General features: G+C 71.8%; 13 protein-coding genes. 5 read left to right on the forward strand and 8 right to left on the reverse strand.

The window, feature by feature from the left end; translation table 11 throughout:
- Nucleotides 1–383 precede the first annotated feature (383 nt).
- The 3 genes from ACFY9V_RS13470 to thyX all read right to left on the reverse strand — a co-directional run bounded on the left by ACFY9V_RS13470 (nt 384) and on the right by thyX (nt 4087).
- Nucleotides 384–2069, reverse strand: a complete 1686-nt coding sequence (locus ACFY9V_RS13470) for an RNase J family beta-CASP ribonuclease (RefSeq protein ID WP_391161396.1) — start codon at nt 2067–2069, stop codon at nt 384–386.
- Nucleotides 2070–2252: 183 nt separating this feature from the next.
- Nucleotides 2253–3152, reverse strand: coding sequence for a 4-hydroxy-tetrahydrodipicolinate synthase (gene dapA, locus ACFY9V_RS13475; RefSeq protein ID WP_355349834.1), 900 nt, complete (start codon nt 3150–3152; stop codon nt 2253–2255).
- A gap of 188 nt (nt 3153–3340) precedes the next feature.
- A complete protein-coding gene (gene thyX, locus ACFY9V_RS13480; protein WP_391161397.1) occupies nt 3341–4087 on the reverse strand; it encodes an FAD-dependent thymidylate synthase in 747 nt (248 codons plus the stop codon).
- Nucleotides 4088–4344: 257 nt separating this feature from the next.
- On the opposite strand from thyX, the gene ACFY9V_RS13485 reads away from it, so the two are divergent.
- Complete coding sequence (locus ACFY9V_RS13485) at nt 4345–4890, forward strand: hypothetical protein (RefSeq protein WP_391161399.1); 546 nt, start codon at nt 4345–4347, stop codon at nt 4888–4890.
- Nucleotides 4891–4980: 90 nt separating this feature from the next.
- On the opposite strand, the gene ACFY9V_RS13490 is transcribed toward ACFY9V_RS13485, so the two are convergent.
- From ACFY9V_RS13490 to rpsO, 5 genes are all read right to left on the reverse strand, one after another.
- Nucleotides 4981–5439 carry a hypothetical protein gene (locus ACFY9V_RS13490; RefSeq protein ID WP_391161401.1) on the reverse strand — a complete coding sequence of 153 codons (459 nt, stop codon included), beginning with the start codon at nt 5437–5439 and terminating at the stop codon, nt 4981–4983.
- 32 nt (nt 5440–5471) lie between these two features.
- A complete protein-coding gene (gene dapB, locus ACFY9V_RS13495; RefSeq protein ID WP_355349822.1) occupies nt 5472–6251 on the reverse strand; it encodes a 4-hydroxy-tetrahydrodipicolinate reductase in 780 nt (259 codons plus the stop codon).
- 75 nt (nt 6252–6326) lie between these two features.
- A complete protein-coding gene (locus ACFY9V_RS13500) occupies nt 6327–7703 on the reverse strand; it encodes an insulinase family protein (RefSeq protein ID WP_391161402.1) in 1377 nt (458 codons plus the stop codon).
- Nucleotides 7700–9919 carry a polyribonucleotide nucleotidyltransferase gene (locus ACFY9V_RS13505; protein WP_355349816.1) on the reverse strand — a complete coding sequence of 740 codons (2220 nt, stop codon included), beginning with the start codon at nt 9917–9919 and terminating at the stop codon, nt 7700–7702. The genes ACFY9V_RS13500 and ACFY9V_RS13505 overlap by 4 nt, the downstream gene beginning before the upstream one ends.
- Nucleotides 9920–10265: 346 nt before the next feature.
- Nucleotides 10266–10553: a 30S ribosomal protein S15 gene (gene rpsO / locus ACFY9V_RS13510; RefSeq protein ID WP_033173003.1), complete on the reverse strand. Its 288-nt coding sequence runs from the start codon at nt 10551–10553 to the stop codon at nt 10266–10268.
- 411 nt (nt 10554–10964) lie between these two features.
- Here rpsO and ACFY9V_RS13515 point away from each other — a divergent pair, with 411 nt between their 5' ends.
- The 4 genes from ACFY9V_RS13515 to ACFY9V_RS13530 all read left to right on the forward strand — a co-directional run bounded on the left by ACFY9V_RS13515 (nt 10965) and on the right by ACFY9V_RS13530 (nt 18264).
- Nucleotides 10965–14816 carry an SCO5717 family growth-regulating ATPase gene (locus tag ACFY9V_RS13515; protein ID WP_391161404.1) on the forward strand — a complete coding sequence of 1284 codons (3852 nt, stop codon included), beginning with the start codon at nt 10965–10967 and terminating at the stop codon, nt 14814–14816.
- Nucleotides 14817–15073: 257 nt separating this feature from the next.
- On the forward strand, nt 15074–16009 hold the full coding sequence (locus ACFY9V_RS13520) for an ATP-binding cassette domain-containing protein (protein ID WP_391161405.1): 936 nt from the start codon (nt 15074–15076) through the stop codon (nt 16007–16009).
- Nucleotides 16006–16848, forward strand: a complete 843-nt coding sequence (locus ACFY9V_RS13525) for an ABC transporter permease subunit (protein WP_391161407.1) — start codon at nt 16006–16008, stop codon at nt 16846–16848. The genes ACFY9V_RS13520 and ACFY9V_RS13525 overlap by 4 nt, the downstream gene beginning before the upstream one ends.
- A 165-nt stretch (nt 16849–17013) precedes the next feature.
- Nucleotides 17014–18264, forward strand: a complete 1251-nt coding sequence (locus tag ACFY9V_RS13530) for a histidine kinase (protein WP_391161409.1) — start codon at nt 17014–17016, stop codon at nt 18262–18264.
- Nucleotides 18265–18302: the final 38 nt, after the last annotated feature.

Here is an 18302-nt window from a genome sequence, read left to right on the forward strand (position 1 = left end):
ATATCCCGGAACAACACGCAAGAGCGGCGCGACCGGGAGGAATAATCCCCGTCGCGCACAGCGTCCTCGCTGTGTTTTTGTTCTTCAAAGGAACCTCATCTCGCCGAAGCGAGACGGGGTATCAACATATCTGGCGTTGACTTTTGGCACGCTGTTGAGTTCTCAAGGAACGGAAGCTTCCTTCAGACCGTTTCACCGGCCCTCCGGGCTTTCCCTTCGTCGTGTCTCCGACTTTAGCAGAAGCTATTCGGTCGGAATTACCAACCCCGTTCCGAGCACACACGTTTCCGCGGGTCTCGTCGAGGCGGTTGTGCCAACGTACTGGAGCGGGCCCCCGGATGCAAATCCGGGGGCCCGCTCCTGGTCGAGCGGTTGACGAGGCGTCAGACCTCAACCACCACAGGGAGGATCATCGGTCGCCGACGGTAGGTGTCGGAGACCCATTTGCCGACCGAGCGGCGGATGAGCTGCTGGATCTGGCGTGCTTCCATCACCCCGTCGGAGGCCGAACGGGACAGCCCCTCCTCGATCTTGGGGATGACGGCGGCGAATGCGTCGTCCTCGATACCCGAACCGCGGGCATGGATGTTCGGGCCGCCGACGATCTTGCCGGTGGTCGAGTCGACCACCACGAAGACCGAGACGATGCCTTCTTCCCCGAGGATGCGGCGGTCCTTCAGCGACGACTCCGTGATGTCGCCGACGGAGAGACCGTCGACGTACACGTAACCGGCCTGGACCTTGCCCGCGATTTTGGCGACGCCGTCGATGAGATCGACGACCACGCCGTCCTCCGCGATGACGCAGCGGTTCTTGGGGATGCCGGTGAGCTGGCCGAGATCGGCGTTGGCGCGCAGGTGTCGCCATTCGCCGTGGATCGGCATCAGATTGCGCGGCTTGCAGATGTTGTAGAAGTACAGCAGTTCGCCGGCCGAGGCGTGGCCGGAGACGTGGACCTTGGCGTTGCCCTTGTGGACAACGTTGGCACCCCATCGGGTGAGGCCGTTGATCACGCGGTAGACCGCGTTCTCGTTGCCCGGGATGAGGGAGGACGCGAGGATGACGGTGTCGCCCTCGACGATCCGGATCTGGTGGTCGCGGTTCGCCATCCGGGACAGGGCGGCCATGGGCTCGCCCTGGGAGCCGGTGCAGACGAGGACGACCTTCTCGTCGGGCAGGTCGTCGAGGACCTTGACGTCCACGACGAGACCGCTGGGCACCTTGAGGTAGCCCAGGTCGCGGGCGATGCCCATGTTCCTGACCATCGAGCGGCCGACGAAGGCCACCTTGCGGCCGCGTTCGTGCGCGGCGTCCAGGACCTGCTGGATGCGGTGGACGTGGCTGGCGAAGCTCGCCACGATGATCCGCTTGTCCGCCTTGGCGAAGGTCTGCCTGAGCACCTGCGAGATGTCCCGCTCGGGTGCGACGAAGCCGGGGACCTCGGCGTTGGTGGAGTCGGCGAGGAGCAGGTCGATGCCTTCCTCGCCGAGCCGCGCGAAGGTCGGCAGGTCGGTCAGGCGGCCGTCCAGCGGGAGCTGGTCCATCTTGAAGTCGCCCGTGACGACGACCAGGCCCGCCGGAGTGCGGATGGCGACGGCCAGCGCGTCCGGGATGGAGTGGTTGACGGCGACGAATTCGCAGTCGAAGGGGCCGATGCGCTCGCGCTCGCCCTCCTTGACCTCCAGCACGTACGGCCGGATGCGGTGCTCCTGGAGCTTGGCCTCGATCAGGGCGAGGGTCAGCTTGGAGCCGATCAGCGGGATGTCGTCCTTCTCCCGCAGGAGGAAGGGGACGGCGCCGATGTGGTCCTCGTGGCCGTGGGTCAGGATGACGCCGACGACGTCGTCGAGGCGGTCCCTGATGGAGGTGAAGTCCGGCAGGATCAGGTCGACGCCGGGCTGCTCTTCCTCGGGGAAGAGCACTCCGCAGTCGACGATCAGCAGCTTGCCGCCGAATTCGAAGACCGTCATATTGCGGCCGATTTCTCCGAGGCCGCCGAGCGGGGTGATCCGGAGGCCGCCGTCGGGCAGGGTCCGCGGGGGGCCGAGTTCGGGGTGCGGATGGCTCAAAAGTCTCTCCCTACCACGCGCGCCGCCGGACCCTCCTGGGTCGCGGCGCGCGTGACATCGTGTTTTCCGTGCGTATGCGGCAGTGCGCATCGTCGGCTGTGCGGTCTTTCGGCTGTGCGGTTGTGCAGTCGTTCGGTTGTGCGGTTGTGCGTGTTCGGACCTATTAAGTTGTGAAGTCTGTGGTCAGAGGTCTACCCCGCCTGCGGCGAGATCCCTCCTGAGCTGTTCGGTGGCGGCCTGGTCCAGCTCCACGAGGGGAAGCCGGAGGGGACCGGCGGGCAGTCCGCGCAGCGCGAGGGCGGTCTTGGTGGTGATGACGCCCTGGGCGCGGAACATGCCGGTGTAGACCGGCAGCAGTCGCTGGTGGATCTCGGCGGCCTTGGTGACGTCGCCGCTGGTGTACGCGTCGAGGAGCGCGCGCAGTTCGGCGGAGACCAGGTGGCCGACGACGGAGACGAAGCCGGCGGCGCCGATGGAGAGCAGCGGCAGATTGAGCATGTCGTCGCCCGAGTACCAGGCCAGGCCGCTGCGGGACATCGCCCAGCTCGCGGCGCCGAGGTCGCCCTTGGCGTCCTTGTTGGCGACGATCCGGGGGTGTTCGGCCAGCCGGACGATGGTCTCGGTGTCGATGGGGACGCCGCTGCGGCCGGGGATGTCGTAGAGCATGACGGGCAGCCCGGTGGCGTCGGCGATGGCGGTGAAGTGCCGGTACAGGCCCTCCTGCGGGGGCTTGTTGTAGTACGGCGTCACCGCGAGCAGGGCGTGGGCGCCGGCGCTCTCCGCCTGGCGGGCCAGTTCCGTGCTGTGCCGGGTGTCGTTGGTGCCGGCTCCGGCGACGACGAAGGCGCGGTCTCCGACGGCTTCCACGACGGCCCGTACGAGCCGGGCTTTCTCCGTGTCGCTCGTGGTGGGCGACTCCCCGGTCGTGCCGTTGACGACGAGACCGTCGTTCCCGGCGTCCACGAGGTGGGCGGCGAGCCGTTGCGCGCCGTCGAGATCGAGGGCGCCGTCCGCGGTGAACGGCGTGACCATTGCGGTCAGGACCCGCCCGAAGGGGGCCGTGGGGGTGGAGGTCGGAGCCATGGGTCCACGCTACTCGGTGTGTGTACGGGCATGCAGCCTCGGGACCTGCGCAAAGGACTCCGGCGGTGCCTGCTCGGGGGTTCAAGCAACGCCGGAGTCCGTTTCAGCAGCCTAGATGAACTTCACGAATGCCTGCAATCTGAACACTTCGGACATTTGACTGCGGTCGCGCCGATCGGTTCCGGCCGTTACGGTGCCACCCGGCCGTTCGCGTTGAACGCCGCGTGTGTCAGCGGCATCAGACCCGCCCACGCGGCCTCCATCCGCTCCCCCACCATCTCGATCTCCCGCTGCGGGAACGACGGCGTGGCCGCCAGTTCGTGCTGCGTCCGCAGCCCCAGGAAGTGCATCAGCGAGCGCGCGTTGCACGTCGCGTACATCGACGAGAACAACCCGACCGGCAGCGTCGCCCGCGCCACTTCCCTGGCCACCCCGGCCGCCAGCATCTCCTGGTACGCCGCGTACGAATGCGCGTACGACTCCTCCATCGCCCCCCGCACCGCCTCGTGCTGCTCCGCGGTGCCGTGCACGAACTCGTACTTCCCCGGCCGCCCCTGCTGCACCAGCTTCCGCTCGGGCCCCGGCACGTAGAACACCGGCTGCAACTCGCGGTAACGCCCGGACTCCTCGTTGTACGACCAGCCGACGCGGTGGCGCATGAACTCGCGGAAGACGAAGATCGGGGCGCTGATGTAGAAGGTCATGGAGTTGTGCTCGAAGGGGCTGCCGTGGCGGTCGCGCATCAGGTAGTTGATCAGGCCCTTGGAGCGCTCGGGGTCCTTGGTCAGCTCTTCGAGGGACTGCTCTCCGGCGGTGGAGACCCGGGCCGCCCACAGGACGTCGCCGTCAGAGGCGCTGTGCTTGACGAGGTCGACGGTCACGTCGTCGCGGAACTGGACGGGGACGGTGGTCCCGGTGGTGGTCTCGGTCGGCACCCGAGGTCCTTCCTGCTTGGCGGCTGTGCGGTTGAGCTGGTGTGCGGTTGAGCCGGTGTGCGGTTGAGCCGGTGTGCGGTCGGGCGGCTGTTCTGCCGTGCGGCGCCAGCCTATTCGCTCCGTATGACAGCGTTCGTCGGGCGGGCCAGGGCCGATCGGACGACCCGAGGTAGCCGCGGCGCCGCACGGCGGCTAGCCTCACCCGTCATAGCCCGCTCGTGCCGGAAGCTGCCGGAGACCCGAAGAGGATTCCCCGCGTGTCCCTCCCCCACAATTCCACCACCGCCTTCGTCGATGAGTTCACGCCCGGACGTGCGCTGCCGCACGCCGAGCAGGACCGCTGGATGCGGCCCTACCGTCCAGGACCGTGGCGGGTCGCTACCGCGGCGCTGCTGCTGGTCTTCGCCTCGTACCTGCTGTTCGCCGCGCTGATCATGGTCGCCGCGGGAAGCGGGCAGGGCGGCGTCACGTGCCTGCTCTCGGCGTTCGTGATCATCGCGGTCACCCTGCGGCTGCTGCGCGTGGGGGTGTGGGTGAGCGGGAAGGGCCTGCGTCAGGTGGAGTTCTTCTCCACCTCGACGGTGTCGTGGAGCCAGGTGGTCTCGGTGCGCACGGCGCAGCAGCCGGTGCGGGTGCTGGGGCTGCCGCGCAGTGTGCAGGGTCAGGCGCTGGTGATCACCCGGCGCGGCGGCCGTCCGCTGCGGCCGATGCTGACCGACCACAACGCGGACTTCCTCGGCCGGGTCGAGGCGTTCGACCTCGCCGCCGACGCCATCGAGGGCTGGGCCGCCGAACTGCGCTGAGCCGCGCTCAGCTTCACCCTCCCGGGTGCACGGCCGGATGAATTCGACCGGGCACACCCGTATGAGGAGTCGCGCCCGGTCGCGGCCCGCCTAGACCCGCTCGCGCACCTCGCGCCCGTCGTGCAGCGCGATGGCCCGCTGCATCGCCTTGCGGGCCCGCGGGGTGTCGCGTGCGTCGAAGTACGCGACGGCGAGCCGGAACCAGTTGCGCCAGTCGTCCGGCGCGGCCTCCGTCTCGGCCTGCCGCTTGGCGAACACCGCGTCGGCCGAGTCGCGGTCGATCCGGCCGCTGGGCGTACGGACCAGTTCGTCCACGGGCAGGCCGCCCTCGGCCTCCAGTTCGCGGCCGAGCCGTCCGGCGTGGCGGGCGAACTGGGTGGTGTGCCAGAGGAACCAGGCGCCGATCAGCGGCAGGACGAGCACGGCGACGCCGAAGACGACGGTGACCGGGCGGCCGTCCGCGATGAGCAGCACCCCGCGGTCGCCGACCAGCACGAAGTAGAAGACCAGCACGACCGCGGACGCGGCGTAGCTGAGTTTGGCGCGCATTTCGGTTCCGTCCTCCGGTTCGGTCCTCCGCGTCAGCCCTCGTCCGGCTGAAGCGCGCGGTGGTCGTCCGAGAGGAAGTGTTCCAGGCCGAAGGTGAGGCCGGGGACACCGGGCACGGTACGGGCCGCGAGCAGGATGCCCGGCATGAAGCTGCTGTGGTGCAGCGAGTCGTGCCGGATGGTGAGGGTCTCGCCGGTGTCGCCGAAGAGCACTTCCTGGTGGGCGAGCAGGCCGCGCAGCCGTACCGAGTGCACCGGGACGCCGTCGACGTCCGCGCCGCGGGCGCCGTCCAGGGCGTGGGTGGTGGGGTCCTCCTGCGGGGCGCGGCCCGCCTCCGCGCGGGCGGCGGCGATGAGCTGCGCGGTACGGGTGGCGGTGCCGCTGGGGGCGTCCGCCTTCCGGTTGTGGTGCAGTTCGATGACCTCGACGCTCTCGAACCAGCGGGCGGCCTGCTGGGCGAAGCGCATGGTGAGGACGGCGCCGATGGAGAAGTTCGGCGCGATGAGCACCCCGGTGGCGGGCGAGGCGGCGAGCCGGCCGCGCAGGGTGTCGAGCCGTTGCGGGGTCCAGCCGGTGGTGCCGACCACGGCGTGGATGCCGTGGCCGACGCAGAACTCCAGATTGCCCATGACGGCGTCGGGGTGCGTCAGGTCGACGGCGACCTGCGTACCGGACTCGGTCAGTGTCTCCAGCCGGTCGTCGCGGTCGATCGCCGCGACGAGGTCGAGGTCGTCGGCCGCCTCGACCGCGCGTGCCGCCTCTGATCCGATCCGGCCCTTGGCGCCGATGACGGCCACACGGAGCTTGCTCATCGTTGTCCTGTCCTCGTCCTTCGCATCTCACATCGGTTGACGGCACGCGCGCCGCGGCTCCCGCGAGCCGGTCCGCTACGCGAGCGCCTCGCGCAGGCGCGCGCTCTGCTTCTCCTTGAGCGGCCCTATGACGGCCAGCGACGGCCGCTGGCCCAGTACATCGCGGGCCACCGCGCGTACGTCGTCCGGGGTCACCGCGGCGATCCGGCCGAGCAGGTCGTCGACGGACAACTGCTCGCCCCAGCACAGCTCGCTCTTGCCGAGCCGGTTCATCAGCGCGCCGGTGTCCTCGAGACCGAGCACCGTGGAGCCGGAGAGCTGGCCGATCGCACGGCCGATCTCCTCGTCGGTCAGGCCGTGTTCCGCGACCTGGTGCAGCTCGTCCCGGCAGATCTTGAGCACTTCCGGCACCCGGCGCGGCTGGCAGCCCGCGTAGACGCCGAAGAGGCCGCAGTCCGCGAAGGACGAGGTGTAGGAGTACACCGAGTAGGCCAGGCCGCGCTTCTCGCGCACTTCCTGGAAGAGCCGGGAGCTCATGCCGCCGCCGAGCGCGGTGTTGAGCACGCTGAGCGCCCAGCGCCGGTCGTCGTTGCGCGACAGGCCGGGCATGCCGAGGACGACATGGGCCTGCTCGGTGCGCCGGTCGAGCAGTTCGAGGTGGCCCGCGGCGCGGAGCGTGCGGCTGCCGGAGCGCGGCGCCATCGGGACGGCGTCCGGGTCGTGCAGGGCGCCCGCGTTCTCGAAGGCGCGGCGGACTTGGCGGACGACGGCCGCGTGGTCGACGTTGCCCGCGGCGGCGACGACGAGCCGCGTGGGGTCGTAGTGCCGCTTGTAGAAGCGGGCGACCTGGTCGCGGGTGAGCGCGTTGATGGTCTCGACGGTGCCGAGGACGGGGCGGCCGAGCGGGGTGTCGCCGAGCATCGCGGTGGTGAACAGGTCGTGCACCTGGTCGCCGGGGTCGTCCTCGGTCATCGCGATCTCCTCCAGGATGACGCCGCGTTCGGCGTCGATGTCCTCCTGGCGGATCAGCGACCCGGTGAGCATGTCGCAGACCACGTCGATGGCCAGCGGCAGATCGGTGTCGAGCACCCGCGCGTAGTAGCAGGTGTACTCCTTGGACGTGAAGGCGTTCATCTCGCCGCCGACCGCGTCCACGGCCGCGGAGATGTCCAGTGCGCTGCGGCGCTCCGTGCCCTTGAAGAGCAGGTGCTCCAGGTAGTGGGTGGCGCCGTTGAGCACCGGGGTCTCGTCGCGGGAGCCGACGGCCGCCCAGATGCCGAAGGTGGCGGAACGGACGGTGGGCAGCGTCTCGGTGACGACGCGCAGCCCGCCGGGCAGGACGCTGCGCCGTACGGTGCCGATGCCGTCGGTGCCCGGGAGGAGGGTCCGCGTGCGGACGGCCCGCCCCTTGGTGGAGGGGCGGGCCGTCACTGCGGTGGAGCGGGTCGTCACTTCTCCGACTCGTCCTTCGCGTCCTCGGCGTCGTCTTCGCCCTCGATGACCGGGATCAGCGAGAGCTTGCCGCGCTGGTCGATCTCGGCGATCTCGACCTGCACCTTGGCGCCCACACCGAGAACGTCCTCGACGTTCTCGACGCGCTTGCCGCCGGCGAGCTTACGGATCTGCGAGATGTGCAGCAGGCCGTCCTTGCCGGGCATCAGCGAGACGAACGCGCCGAAGGTGGTCGTCTTCACGACCGTGCCCAGGTAGCGCTCGCCGACCTCGGGCATCGTCGGGTTGGCGATCTGGTTGATCACCGCGCGGGCCGCCTCGGCCTGCGAGCCCTCGGTGGCGCCGATCAGCACCGTGCCGTCGTCCTCGATGGAGATGTCGGCGCCGGTGTCCTCCTGGATCTGGTTGATCATCTTGCCCTTGGGGCCGATGACCTCGCCGATCTTGTCCACGGGGATCTTGATGCTGATGATCCGCGGGGCGTTGGGGGACATCTCGTCCGGGACGTCGATGGCCTCGTTCATCACATCGAGGATGTGGAGGCGGGCGTCACGGGCCTGCTTCAGCGCGGCGGCCAGCACGGAGGCGGGGATGCCGTCGAGCTTGGTGTCGAGCTGGAGCGCGGTCACGAAGTTCTTCGTGCCGGCGACCTTGAAGTCCATGTCGCCGAACGCGTCCTCGGCGCCGAGGATGTCGGTGAGCGCCACGTAGTGCGTCTCGCCGTCGATCTCCTGCGAGATCAGGCCCATGGCGATACCGGCGACGGGGGCCTTGAGCGGCACACCGGCGTTCAGCAGCGACATGGTGGAGGCGCAGACCGAGCCCATCGACGTGGAGCCGTTGGAGCCGAGCGCCTCGGAGACCTGACGGATCGCGTAGGGGAACTCCTCGCGGGTCGGCAGGACCGGGATCAGGGCGCGCTCGGCGAGCGCGCCGTGGCCGATCTCGCGGCGCTTGGGCGAGCCCACGCGGCCGGTCTCGCCGACCGAGTACGGCGGGAAGTTGTAGTTGTGCATGTAGCGCTTGCGGGTCTCGGGCGCCAGGGTGTCGAGCTGCTGCTCCATGCGGAGCATGTTGAGGGTGGTGACGCCCAGGATCTGGGTCTCGCCACGCTCGAACAGCGCGGAGCCGTGCACGCGCGGGATGGCCTCGACCTCGGCGGCCAGCGTACGGATGTCCGTGACGCCGCGGCCGTCGATGCGGACCTTGTCCTTGATGACGCGCTGGCGGACCAGCTTCTTGGTCAGCGAGCGGTACGCGGCGGAGATCTCCTTCTCGCGGCCCTCGAACTGCGGGAGGAGCTTCTCGGCGGCCAGACCCTTGACGCGGTCCAGCTCGGCCTCACGGGCCTGCTTGCCGGGGATGGTGAGCGCCTGGGCCAGCTCGCCGGTGACGGCGGACTCCAGGGCCTCGAACACGTCCTCCTGGTAGTCCAGGAAGATCGGGAACTCGCCGGTGGGCTTGGCGGCCTTGGCGGCCAGCTCGGACTGCGCCTTGCAGAGCGTCCGGATGAACGGCTTGGCGGCTTCGAGGCCCGCGGCCACGATCTCCTCGGTCGGCGCCTCGGCGCCGCCCGCGACGAGCTGGATCGTCTTGGCGGTGGCCTCGGCCTCCACCATCATGATCGCGACGTCGCCGTCCTCGAGGGTGCGGCCCGCGACGACCATGTCGAAGACGGCGTCCTCGAGCTCGCTGTGGGTCGGGAACGCGACCCACTGGCCCTTAATGAGGGCGACGCGGACGCCGCCGATCGGGCCGGAGAAGGGCAGGCCCGCGAGCTGCGTGGAGCAGGAGGCGGCGTTGATCGCGACCACGTCGTACAGGTGGTCGGGGTTGAGCGCCATGACCGTGCAGACGACCTGGATCTCGTTGCGCAGGCCCTTGACGAAGGACGGGCGCAGCGGGCGGTCGATCAGCCGGCAGGTGAGGATCGCGTCCTCGGAGGGGCGGCCCTCGCGGCGGAAGAAGGAACCGGGGATCCGGCCGGCCGCGTACATGCGCTCCTCGACGTCCACCGTGAGGGGGAAGAAGTCGAAGTGCTCCTTGGGCTGCTTCGAGGCGCTGGTGGCCGACAGCACCATGGTGTCGTCGTCCAGGTAGGCCACGGCGGAGCCGGCGGCCTGACGGGCCAGGCGGCCCGTCTCGAAGCGGATGGTGCGGGTGCCGAACGTGCCGTTGTCGATAACGGCTTCGGCGTAGTGGGTCTCGTTCTCCACTATGGGGATTCTCCTCGTCCATGCCCGCAGGGCGTTTCCCTGGCGGGCCATCGGTGGAGGGGCGTCCTGTTACCGGTGCCGGTCTTCGATCGAAGCCTCCGGGGCGTGTGTCTTCCGGAGGCCACTACCGAGGACCGGCTGTTCGGCGATCAGGAGGACGCTCCTCCTCATACTTGATAACCATTGCACCAGACGACGGAGACATCACGCACTTCATGTGCGCGCTTCGTCGCTCGGCGCGTATATGGCCACTACGGCGATGCTTTGCCGTACACGGCGCGTATCGCGTATACGGCAAAGGGGGAGCGGCCCCGACTCGCGGGTACCGCTCCCCCTCCACGGCGTCTTAGCGAACGCCCGCGGCGCCGGCACGGATGCCGAGGCGCTCGCGGAGCTCACGGAAGCGCGTGATGTCCTTCTTGGCCAGGTACTGCAGCAGACGGCGGCGCTGGCCGACCAGGATCAGCAGACCACGACGCGAGTGGTGGTCGTGCTTGTGGGTCTTGAGGTGCTCGGTCAGGTCCGAGATACGGCGCGAGAGCAGAGCGACCTGGACCTCGGGGGAGCCCGTGTCGCCCTCCTTGGTACCGAACTCGGCGATGATCTGCTTCTTCGTCTCGACGTCGAGCGACATACGGACTCCTCAGGTATCAGTGGCCTCCGAGCGCCCCCGGTATTCATCGCGGGGGATGCTTCGTTGACTCGCGAGGCGCGGGATCACGGGGTGTGTACACACACGTGACCGTCACCCAGAGTACCAGCCTGCGGCGGTCCGCTTACCCGCGGGTCATCTCCGGGCGCGGGCGGGGACGCCGCCCGGCGCGTGAGGGTGGTGTGCGAGGGGCACTCACCCATGAGGGCGGGCCTGACATCGGAAGGCTACCGACGATTAGTCTTGCCCCTGACGGGGAGGGGGATCGGACATGGGATGCGTGGGTATGCGCGCAGCGGTGCGGTCCCGCGACGGTGTCCCGCGCCGACGACCGGCTTTTTACGGGCCGGACTCGTCGCGGGGACACGGTGAAGCAGCAGACCAGGAGGCATTGTGAGCAGCGATCGGGACGACAGCCGCGTGGGCGGGGCCGGCCCTGTCGAGGACCGGGGCGACGCCGACTACACGGGTGAGTTCAGCCTGGGCGACGCGGCGCCCGCCTGGTACATGGGGGACGCGGGCGGCTCCGCGGACGCCGACGACGCCGATGAGGCGGCGGACAGCGGCTCGGATTCCGGCGCGGGCGCCGATTCCGGTTCCGTTCCTGTCACGGATTCGGGGTCCTTCACGGGCTCGGGTCCGCAGACGGGCGCGCGGTCGGACCGGCGCTCGGATACGGGTGCCGCAGGTTCCTCCCCTGCTTCTGTTCCCGGCTCCGAGCCGGGGGCGGGGCTGACGGGTGACGCGGCGGGTTCGTCGGAGTCGTCGGAGTCGTCGTGGTCCGCCGCCGCCGTGCCGTCGCTGCCCCTGCCCACGCCCGGTCCTTCGGCGTCGGCGGCCGAACCGTCCTGGTCGGCCGCGGCCGTACCGTCGATCCCGGTCCCGCGCGCCGCGTCGGCCGAGTCGGCGGGCGAGCCCGCGCGCGCGTCGGCGGGTCCGGACGGCTCGGACCGCTCGGACCGCTCGGACCGCTCGGAAGGTGCGGCGAAGCGGGAGCCCGAGTCCGCGCCTGCGGCGGAGGCCGCGGCCACGTCCGAGCCGGAGCCGGTACGGGCTTCCGCGTCGGGGTCCGGTACGCCCGGTGGTTCGGGATTCCCCGCCTTCGGGGGCCGCGAGGACGGCGCGCCCGACGCCACGGTGCGCTTCTCCGCTGCCGCGTTGCGGCGCGAGGTGGAGGAGCGCGAGGCCGGCAAGCGGAAGCCGCCGGAGCCGGCCGTCTCCTCTCCTACGTCCTCTTCTACGTCTTCTACGTCCTCGTCCGCCGCCGATGACGAGCCTGCGGAGGCCAAGCCCGCCGCGCCCGCTGCCGCTGCCGCGAAGCCGTCGGCACCGTCGGAACCCGAGGCCGAGGAGGCCCCGGCCGCGCCTCGTGCCCCGGTCTGGGTGCCGCTGCCCGGCGCGGCGGACGCCCTCCCGTGGGCGCCCGGCGCACCGCGCGGCCCCGTACCGCCGCTCCCCCCGGACTTCGAGCGCGCCGAGCCCTCGCACCCCGCCCCGGACAGCTCCCCGGCCGCCCCGCGACAGGGTCACGGTTTCCCGCCCGCCGCCGACGCCCCCGCCGCGCCCCTGCACCCGGGCGGCCCCAACCCGCCCGCACCCCAACAGGGTTACGGCAATCCCCCGGCGGCCAACGCTCCGGCGGCACCTCCGGCCGCCCCCTTGCACCCCGGCGGCCCCAACCCCCCTGCCCCGCAACAGGGTTACGGTTTCCCGCCGCCGACCGGCGAGCCCGCCGCGCCACCGGCAGCGCCGCTGCACCCCGGCGGGCCCAACCCGCCCGCACCCCAACAGGGTTACGGCTTCCCCCCGCCGACCGGCGAGCCCGCCGCGCCACCGGCAGCACCGCTGCACCCCGGCGGGCCCAACCCGCCCGCACCCCAACAGGGTTACGGCTTCCCCCCGCCGACCGGCGAGCCCGCCGCGCCACCGGCAGCACCGCTGCACCCCGGCGGGCCCAACCCGCCCGCACCCCAACAGGGTTACGGCTTCCCGCCCGCGGCGCCCGCGCAGCAGGGGAATTCGGGTCCTGCGGCGGCGGCGCCGTTGCACAGCTTCCCGCCGCCGACCGGGCAGCCGGTGAATCTCCCTGCCCGTCAGGAGCCCCCGGCCGCCGCGCAGCCGGGTCCGGTCCAGCAGCCGGGCCAGCCCGTGCCGCCGACCGGCTACGCCCAGCCGCAGCCGCAGCCGCACCCTCAGTCTCAGCCTCAAGCGCAGCCGCCCGCGCCGGTCGCGGGGACGCCGGACGCGCCGCAGGGCCAGGGGTACGGCTTCCCGCCGCCCGCGGCGCCGCACGCCCCGGTCCCGGCGCCCGCTCAGGTCCAGCCGCCGCAGGCACCGGAGCCGCAGGACGCGGTGCCCGAGCCGAACGACGCGGTGCCGCAGGACACCCCGGAGCGGAATCTGCCCGCGCCGACCGGCTTCGGAGCGCCCCCGCAGGGCGGGCCGCAGCCGTACACGGCGGGCCCCGTACCGTCGGGACTGCCGCACGAGCCGGTGGCGCCGCAGCAGGGCGCGGGTCCCGCGCAGGGCAGCGGTTACGGTTTCCCGCAGCACGCGCAGCCGGGCCAGGACCAGGCGGCGCCGCTTCAGCCGCTGCCGCAGCAGGGCGGTTACGGCTTCCCGCAGCCGGGGCAGCCGCACCAGCCCGCGCGGCCCGACCCGCAGGGTCAGCAGCAGGCCCCGCAGCCTCCGCCTCCGCAGCCGCAGCCGCAGGCACCGGCCGACCCGCGGATGGGCGGCTGGCCCACCGTCACGCCCGACCAGCGGCAGCCCACGACGCAGGGCGGCACGCCGCTCGGTTACACGGCGGCCGTGGAGCTGTCGTCGGACCGGCTGCTGCGCAATCCGCCGAAGGCGAAGCGCGCGGGCGCGAACGCGCAGCCGTCGCGGTTCAAGATCGGCGGCAAGAAGGAGGAGGCGGAGCGGCAGCGGAAGCTGGAGCTGATCCGTACGCCGGTGCTGTCGTGCTACCGGATCGCGGTGATCAGCCTCAAGGGCGGCGTGGGCAAGACGACCACGACGACCGCGCTGGGCTCGACGCTGGCCTCCGAGCGGCAGGACAAGATCCTGGCGATCGACGCCAACCCGGACGCGGGCACCCTCGGCCGCCGGGTGCGGCGCGAGACGGGGGCGACGATCCGCGACCTCGTACAGGCGATCCCGTACCTCAACAGCTATATGGACATCCGCCGGTTCACCTCGCAGGCGACGTCGGGGCTCGAGATCATCGCGAACGACGTGGACCCGGCGGTCTCGACGGCGTTCAGCGACGAGGACTACCGGCGGGCGATAGACGTGCTGGGCCGCCAGTACCCGGTGATCCTCACGGACTCCGGCACCGGTCTGCTGTACAGCGCGATGCGCGGAGTCCTCGACCTGGCCGACCAGTTGATCATCGTGTCGACGCCGTCGGTGGACGGCGCGTCCAGCGCGAGCACCACGTTGGACTGGCTGTCGGCGCACGGGTACGCGGAGTTGGTGTCGCGGAGCATCACGGTCATCTCGGGGGTTAGGGAGACCGGCAAGATGATCAAGGTCGACGACATCGTGGCGCACTTCCAGACCCGCTGCCGCGGTGTCCAGGTGGTGCCCTTCGACGAACACCTCGCCGCGGGCGCGGAGGTCGACCTCGACATGATGCGGCCCAAGACCCGCGAGGCGTACTTCAACCTGTCGGCGATGGTCGCGGAGGACTTCACGCGGGCCCAGCAGGCGCAGGGGCTGTGGACGGCCGACGGGGTCAACCCGCCGCCGCACCAGGCGCCGCCGATGCCGGTCCAGGGCGGCGGCCAGGCCGGTCCCGGCTACGGCCCCTACGCCGCTCCGCAGGGCGGTTTCCCCGCGCCGCCACCGCCGCAGCAGGGCGGTTACCCTCCGCCGCAGCAGCCCCAGCAACCGCAGCAGGGCGGCTATCCGGCACCGCAGCACGGCGGTTACCCGGCGCCGGGTCAGGCGGGTCAGCCGGGACAGCCCGGCCAGCCCGGCCAGCCCGGCCAGCCCGGTGCGTACGGCGGTCCGCCGCAGGCTCCGCAGCCGTACCCGCCGGGCCAGCAGGCGGCGCCCGCGCCCTTCCAGCCGCAGTCGCCGCAGCCCCAGGCCCCGCAGCCGCAGCAGGGGTGGCCGCAGCAGCCCGCGCCGCCGCAGGGCGAGCAGCCGTACGGCGGGCCGCCGCAGGATCCGCAGAACCCGCAGGCGCCGCAGCTCCCGCCGGGGTACGGCTACCCGCCGCCGCCCGCCCCGCAGTAGCCGGGGGCAGGCGGGCCCGCACGGGCGCACAGCGCGGACACAGGGGCCGCCACCACGCGTTGTCGCTGGTGGCGGCCCTTGTCGTCCCCGGCCGCAGCGGCGGCCGGGCGGCGCGTACAACAGTTGGTGTACGGGGCGTCCCCCCGGAGGCGCACGCGGGCGGGGCCGGAATCCGCCCGTGGACCGTCGCCGCGGCGGGCGCGGAGAACAAGGATGGAATCATCCCTTCCCGCTGACGCACCGCCGAGGACGATCCGATGATCGAAGCCCACGCCCTGACCAAACGGTACGGCGAGCGCACCGCCGTGTCCGACCTGAGTTTCACCGTCCGGCCCGGCGTGGTGACCGGATTCCTCGGCCCCAACGGCGCGGGGAAATCGACCACGATGCGGATGATCCTGGGCCTGGACGCGCCGACGTCGGGCGGTGTCACCGTCAACGGCAAGCAGTACGCGGAGCACCGCGCGCCGCTGCACGAGGTGGGCGCGATGCTGGAGGCGCGCGCCATCCACACCGGCAGGAGCGCGTACAACCATCTGTTGTCGCTGGCCGCCACCACGGGGATTCCGCGCCGCCGGGTGGACGAGGTGATCGACATCGTGGGTCTGGGCGAGGTGGCCCGCAAGCGGGTCGGTGGTTTCTCGCTCGGCATGGGGCAGCGCCTCGGCATCGCGAGCGCGCTGCTGGGCGACCCGGCGACGCTGGTGCTGGACGAGCCGGTCAACGGCCTGGACCCGGAGGGCATCCTCTGGATCCGCAATCTCCTCAAGGACCAGGCGGCGGAGGGGCGTACGGTCCTGCTCTCCTCCCACCTGATGTCCGAAATGGCGCTGACCGCCGAGCACTTGATCGTCATCGGGCGGGGGCGGCTGATCGCCGACACGTCGGTGGCGGAATTCGTGCGGGCCGCGGCGGGGACGTCGGTGCGGGTGCGGACCGACGAGGCGGAGCGGCTGCGGAAGCTGCTGGCGGGCCCCGATGTGTCGGTGGCGTCGGTGGAGCGCGGTGTGCTGGAGGTGACCGGGCTCAGCAGTGACCGGATCGGCCGGATCGCGGCCGACCAGGGCGTCGCGCTGGCCGAACTGACGCCGCAGCAGGCGTCGTTGGAAGAGGCGTTCATGGAACTGACCAGGGACGCCGTGGAGTACCAGGCACCGGCGCCCGTGCGCGAGCGGGAAGGACAGGCGGCATGAGCACTGCCACCATCGACAAGGCGCCGGAGACTCCCGAGGCGCGGCGGACCGCGCCGCGCGGCGAGGTCACCCTCGCCCGCGTGCTGCACTCCGAGTGGATCAAGCTGCGGACGCTGCGGTCCACCTTCTACACGCTGATCGCGGGCATGGTCGCGCTGATCGGTTTCGGCGCGCTGTTCTGCGCGGTCACCGCGAACCGCTGGCCGCACATGTCGCCGCACGAGCGGGCCGACTTCGAGCCCGCGCTGACCAGTCTGCGCGGCTTCTTCCTCGCGCAGCTCGCGGTCGGTGTGCTCGGTGTCCTGATGATCACCGGTGAGTACGCGACCGGCATGATCAGGGCGTCGCTGTCCGCGGTGCCGCGGCGGCTGCCGGTGCTGTGGGCGAAGGCCGGGCTGTACGCGGCGGTGACCTGGGTGGTGATGACGGCGGGCGCGCTGATCGCCTTCCTGGTCGGTCAGGCGCTGCTGTCCTCCCGGCACATCGGCACCTCGCTGAGCGACCCCGGCGTGACCCGGATGGTGCTGGGCGCGGGCCTGTACCTGACGGTCGTGGGGCTGCTGGGCGTCGCGATAGGCGCCCTGGTCCGCAACACGGCGGGCGGTATCGCCACCGTCTTCGGCCTGCTGCTCGTCCTGCCGGTGCTCGCCGAGGCGCTGCCCACCTCGTGGGCCGACCACATCAACAAGTACCTGCCGAGCAACGCGGGACAGTCGCTGATCTCGCTGCACCAGGACGCCACGAGCCTCGCGCCCTGGACGGGGTTCCTGGTGTTCTGTCTCTACGCGGCGGTGGCGCTCGCGGGCGCGGCGGTGCTGCTCAAGCGGCGCGACGCGTGACGACGGCGTGACGAGGACGCGATGACGTACCCGCTGCCGTCCACCGCGACGGCACAGGACCCGGCTGCCCGGGGGAACGCCCCGCGGCAGCCGGGACCGGCGTCCGCGGACCCCGGCGCGACGGTCCCCTTGAGCACTGGTCCCATGGGCACCGGCATGTCGCCCATGCGATCGGCTGCTACCGGACCGGCCCCCGCGTGGCGGGTGCTGGCCGGGCGGGCCCGGCGGCGGGTGGGACGGCGGCTGCCCCCGATGGTGGTGGACGGGCTGTTCGCCGCCACGCTCTACGTGGGTCTCAGCATGCTGGCGCGGGCGCCGCTGCGGGACGATCCGGTGCCGTTCCTGGCGCTGGGGGCGGGGCTCACGGCGCCGTTGGTGTGGCGGCGGCGGGCGCCGCTCGCGGTCTTCGCCTGCATCGCGGCGACGGCCTTCGTGCAGTGGCTGCTGGACTTCCAGGTCCCGGCCGACGTGGCGCTGCTGGTGGCGCTCTACACGGTGGCCGCGTACTGCGACCGGCGGCGGCTGATGATGGCCTTCGGCGTGCTGGAGGTCGGGGTCGTCCTGGCCACGGTGAGCTGGGCGATGCACGACCGGAGCGCGGGGACCTTCGTCTCGCTGTCGGCGATGGCCGTCGCGGCGGCGGTCTTCGGTGTGAACATGCGCAGCCGCCGTGACCGTCTGGCCTTCCTGGAGGACCGGGCGGTGCGGCTGGAGCGGGAGCGCGACCAGCGGGCGCAGTTGGCAGTGGCCGACGAACGGGCCAGGATCGCACGGGAGATGCACGACATCGTGACGCACAATCTGTCGGTGATGGTGGCGCTCGCGGACGGTGCGGTCTTCGCGCAGCAGCGCACCCCCGAGCGGGCGACGACCGCGATGCGGCAGGTGTCGGCGACCGGGCGGCAGGCGATCACGGACATGCGGCGCTTCCTGGGGGTGCTGCGGGCGGACGAGCCGGACGCGCTGCGGCATCCGATGCCGGGCATCGCGCAGCTCGAATCGCTGGTGGACCAGGTACGGGCGGCGGGGCTGCCGACGGTGCTGTCCGTGGCGGGCGATCCGGGCCCGGTGCCCGTGGCGGCGCAGCTCACCGTCTACCGGCTGGTCCAGGAGGCGTTGACGAACACGCTCAAGCACGCGCCCGCCGGGACCAGCGCGGAGGTGCGGATCGGCTGCGCCCCCGACGCGCTGACCGTGACCGTCACCGACGACGGCCCGGGCACGCACCCCGCGGCGGCCGGCACCGCGCACGGCGGCGCGATCGCCGAGGGTGCGGCGGCCTCGGCGGGGCACGGCATACCCGGCATGCGGGAGCGGGCGGCGGCGTACGGCGGTTCGCTGGTCGCGGGGCCGCTGCCCGGTGGCGGCTGGCGGGTCGCGGCGGTGCTCGTCCTCGGCGCCCCGGAGCCGATATGACCGGCGGGGCGGCGGAGCCCGCGCCCGGCGGGAGCGAA

This window comes from Streptomyces sp. NPDC008317 (assembly GCF_042955955.1).
Classification (GTDB): domain Bacteria; phylum Actinomycetota; class Actinomycetes; order Streptomycetales; family Streptomycetaceae; genus Actinacidiphila.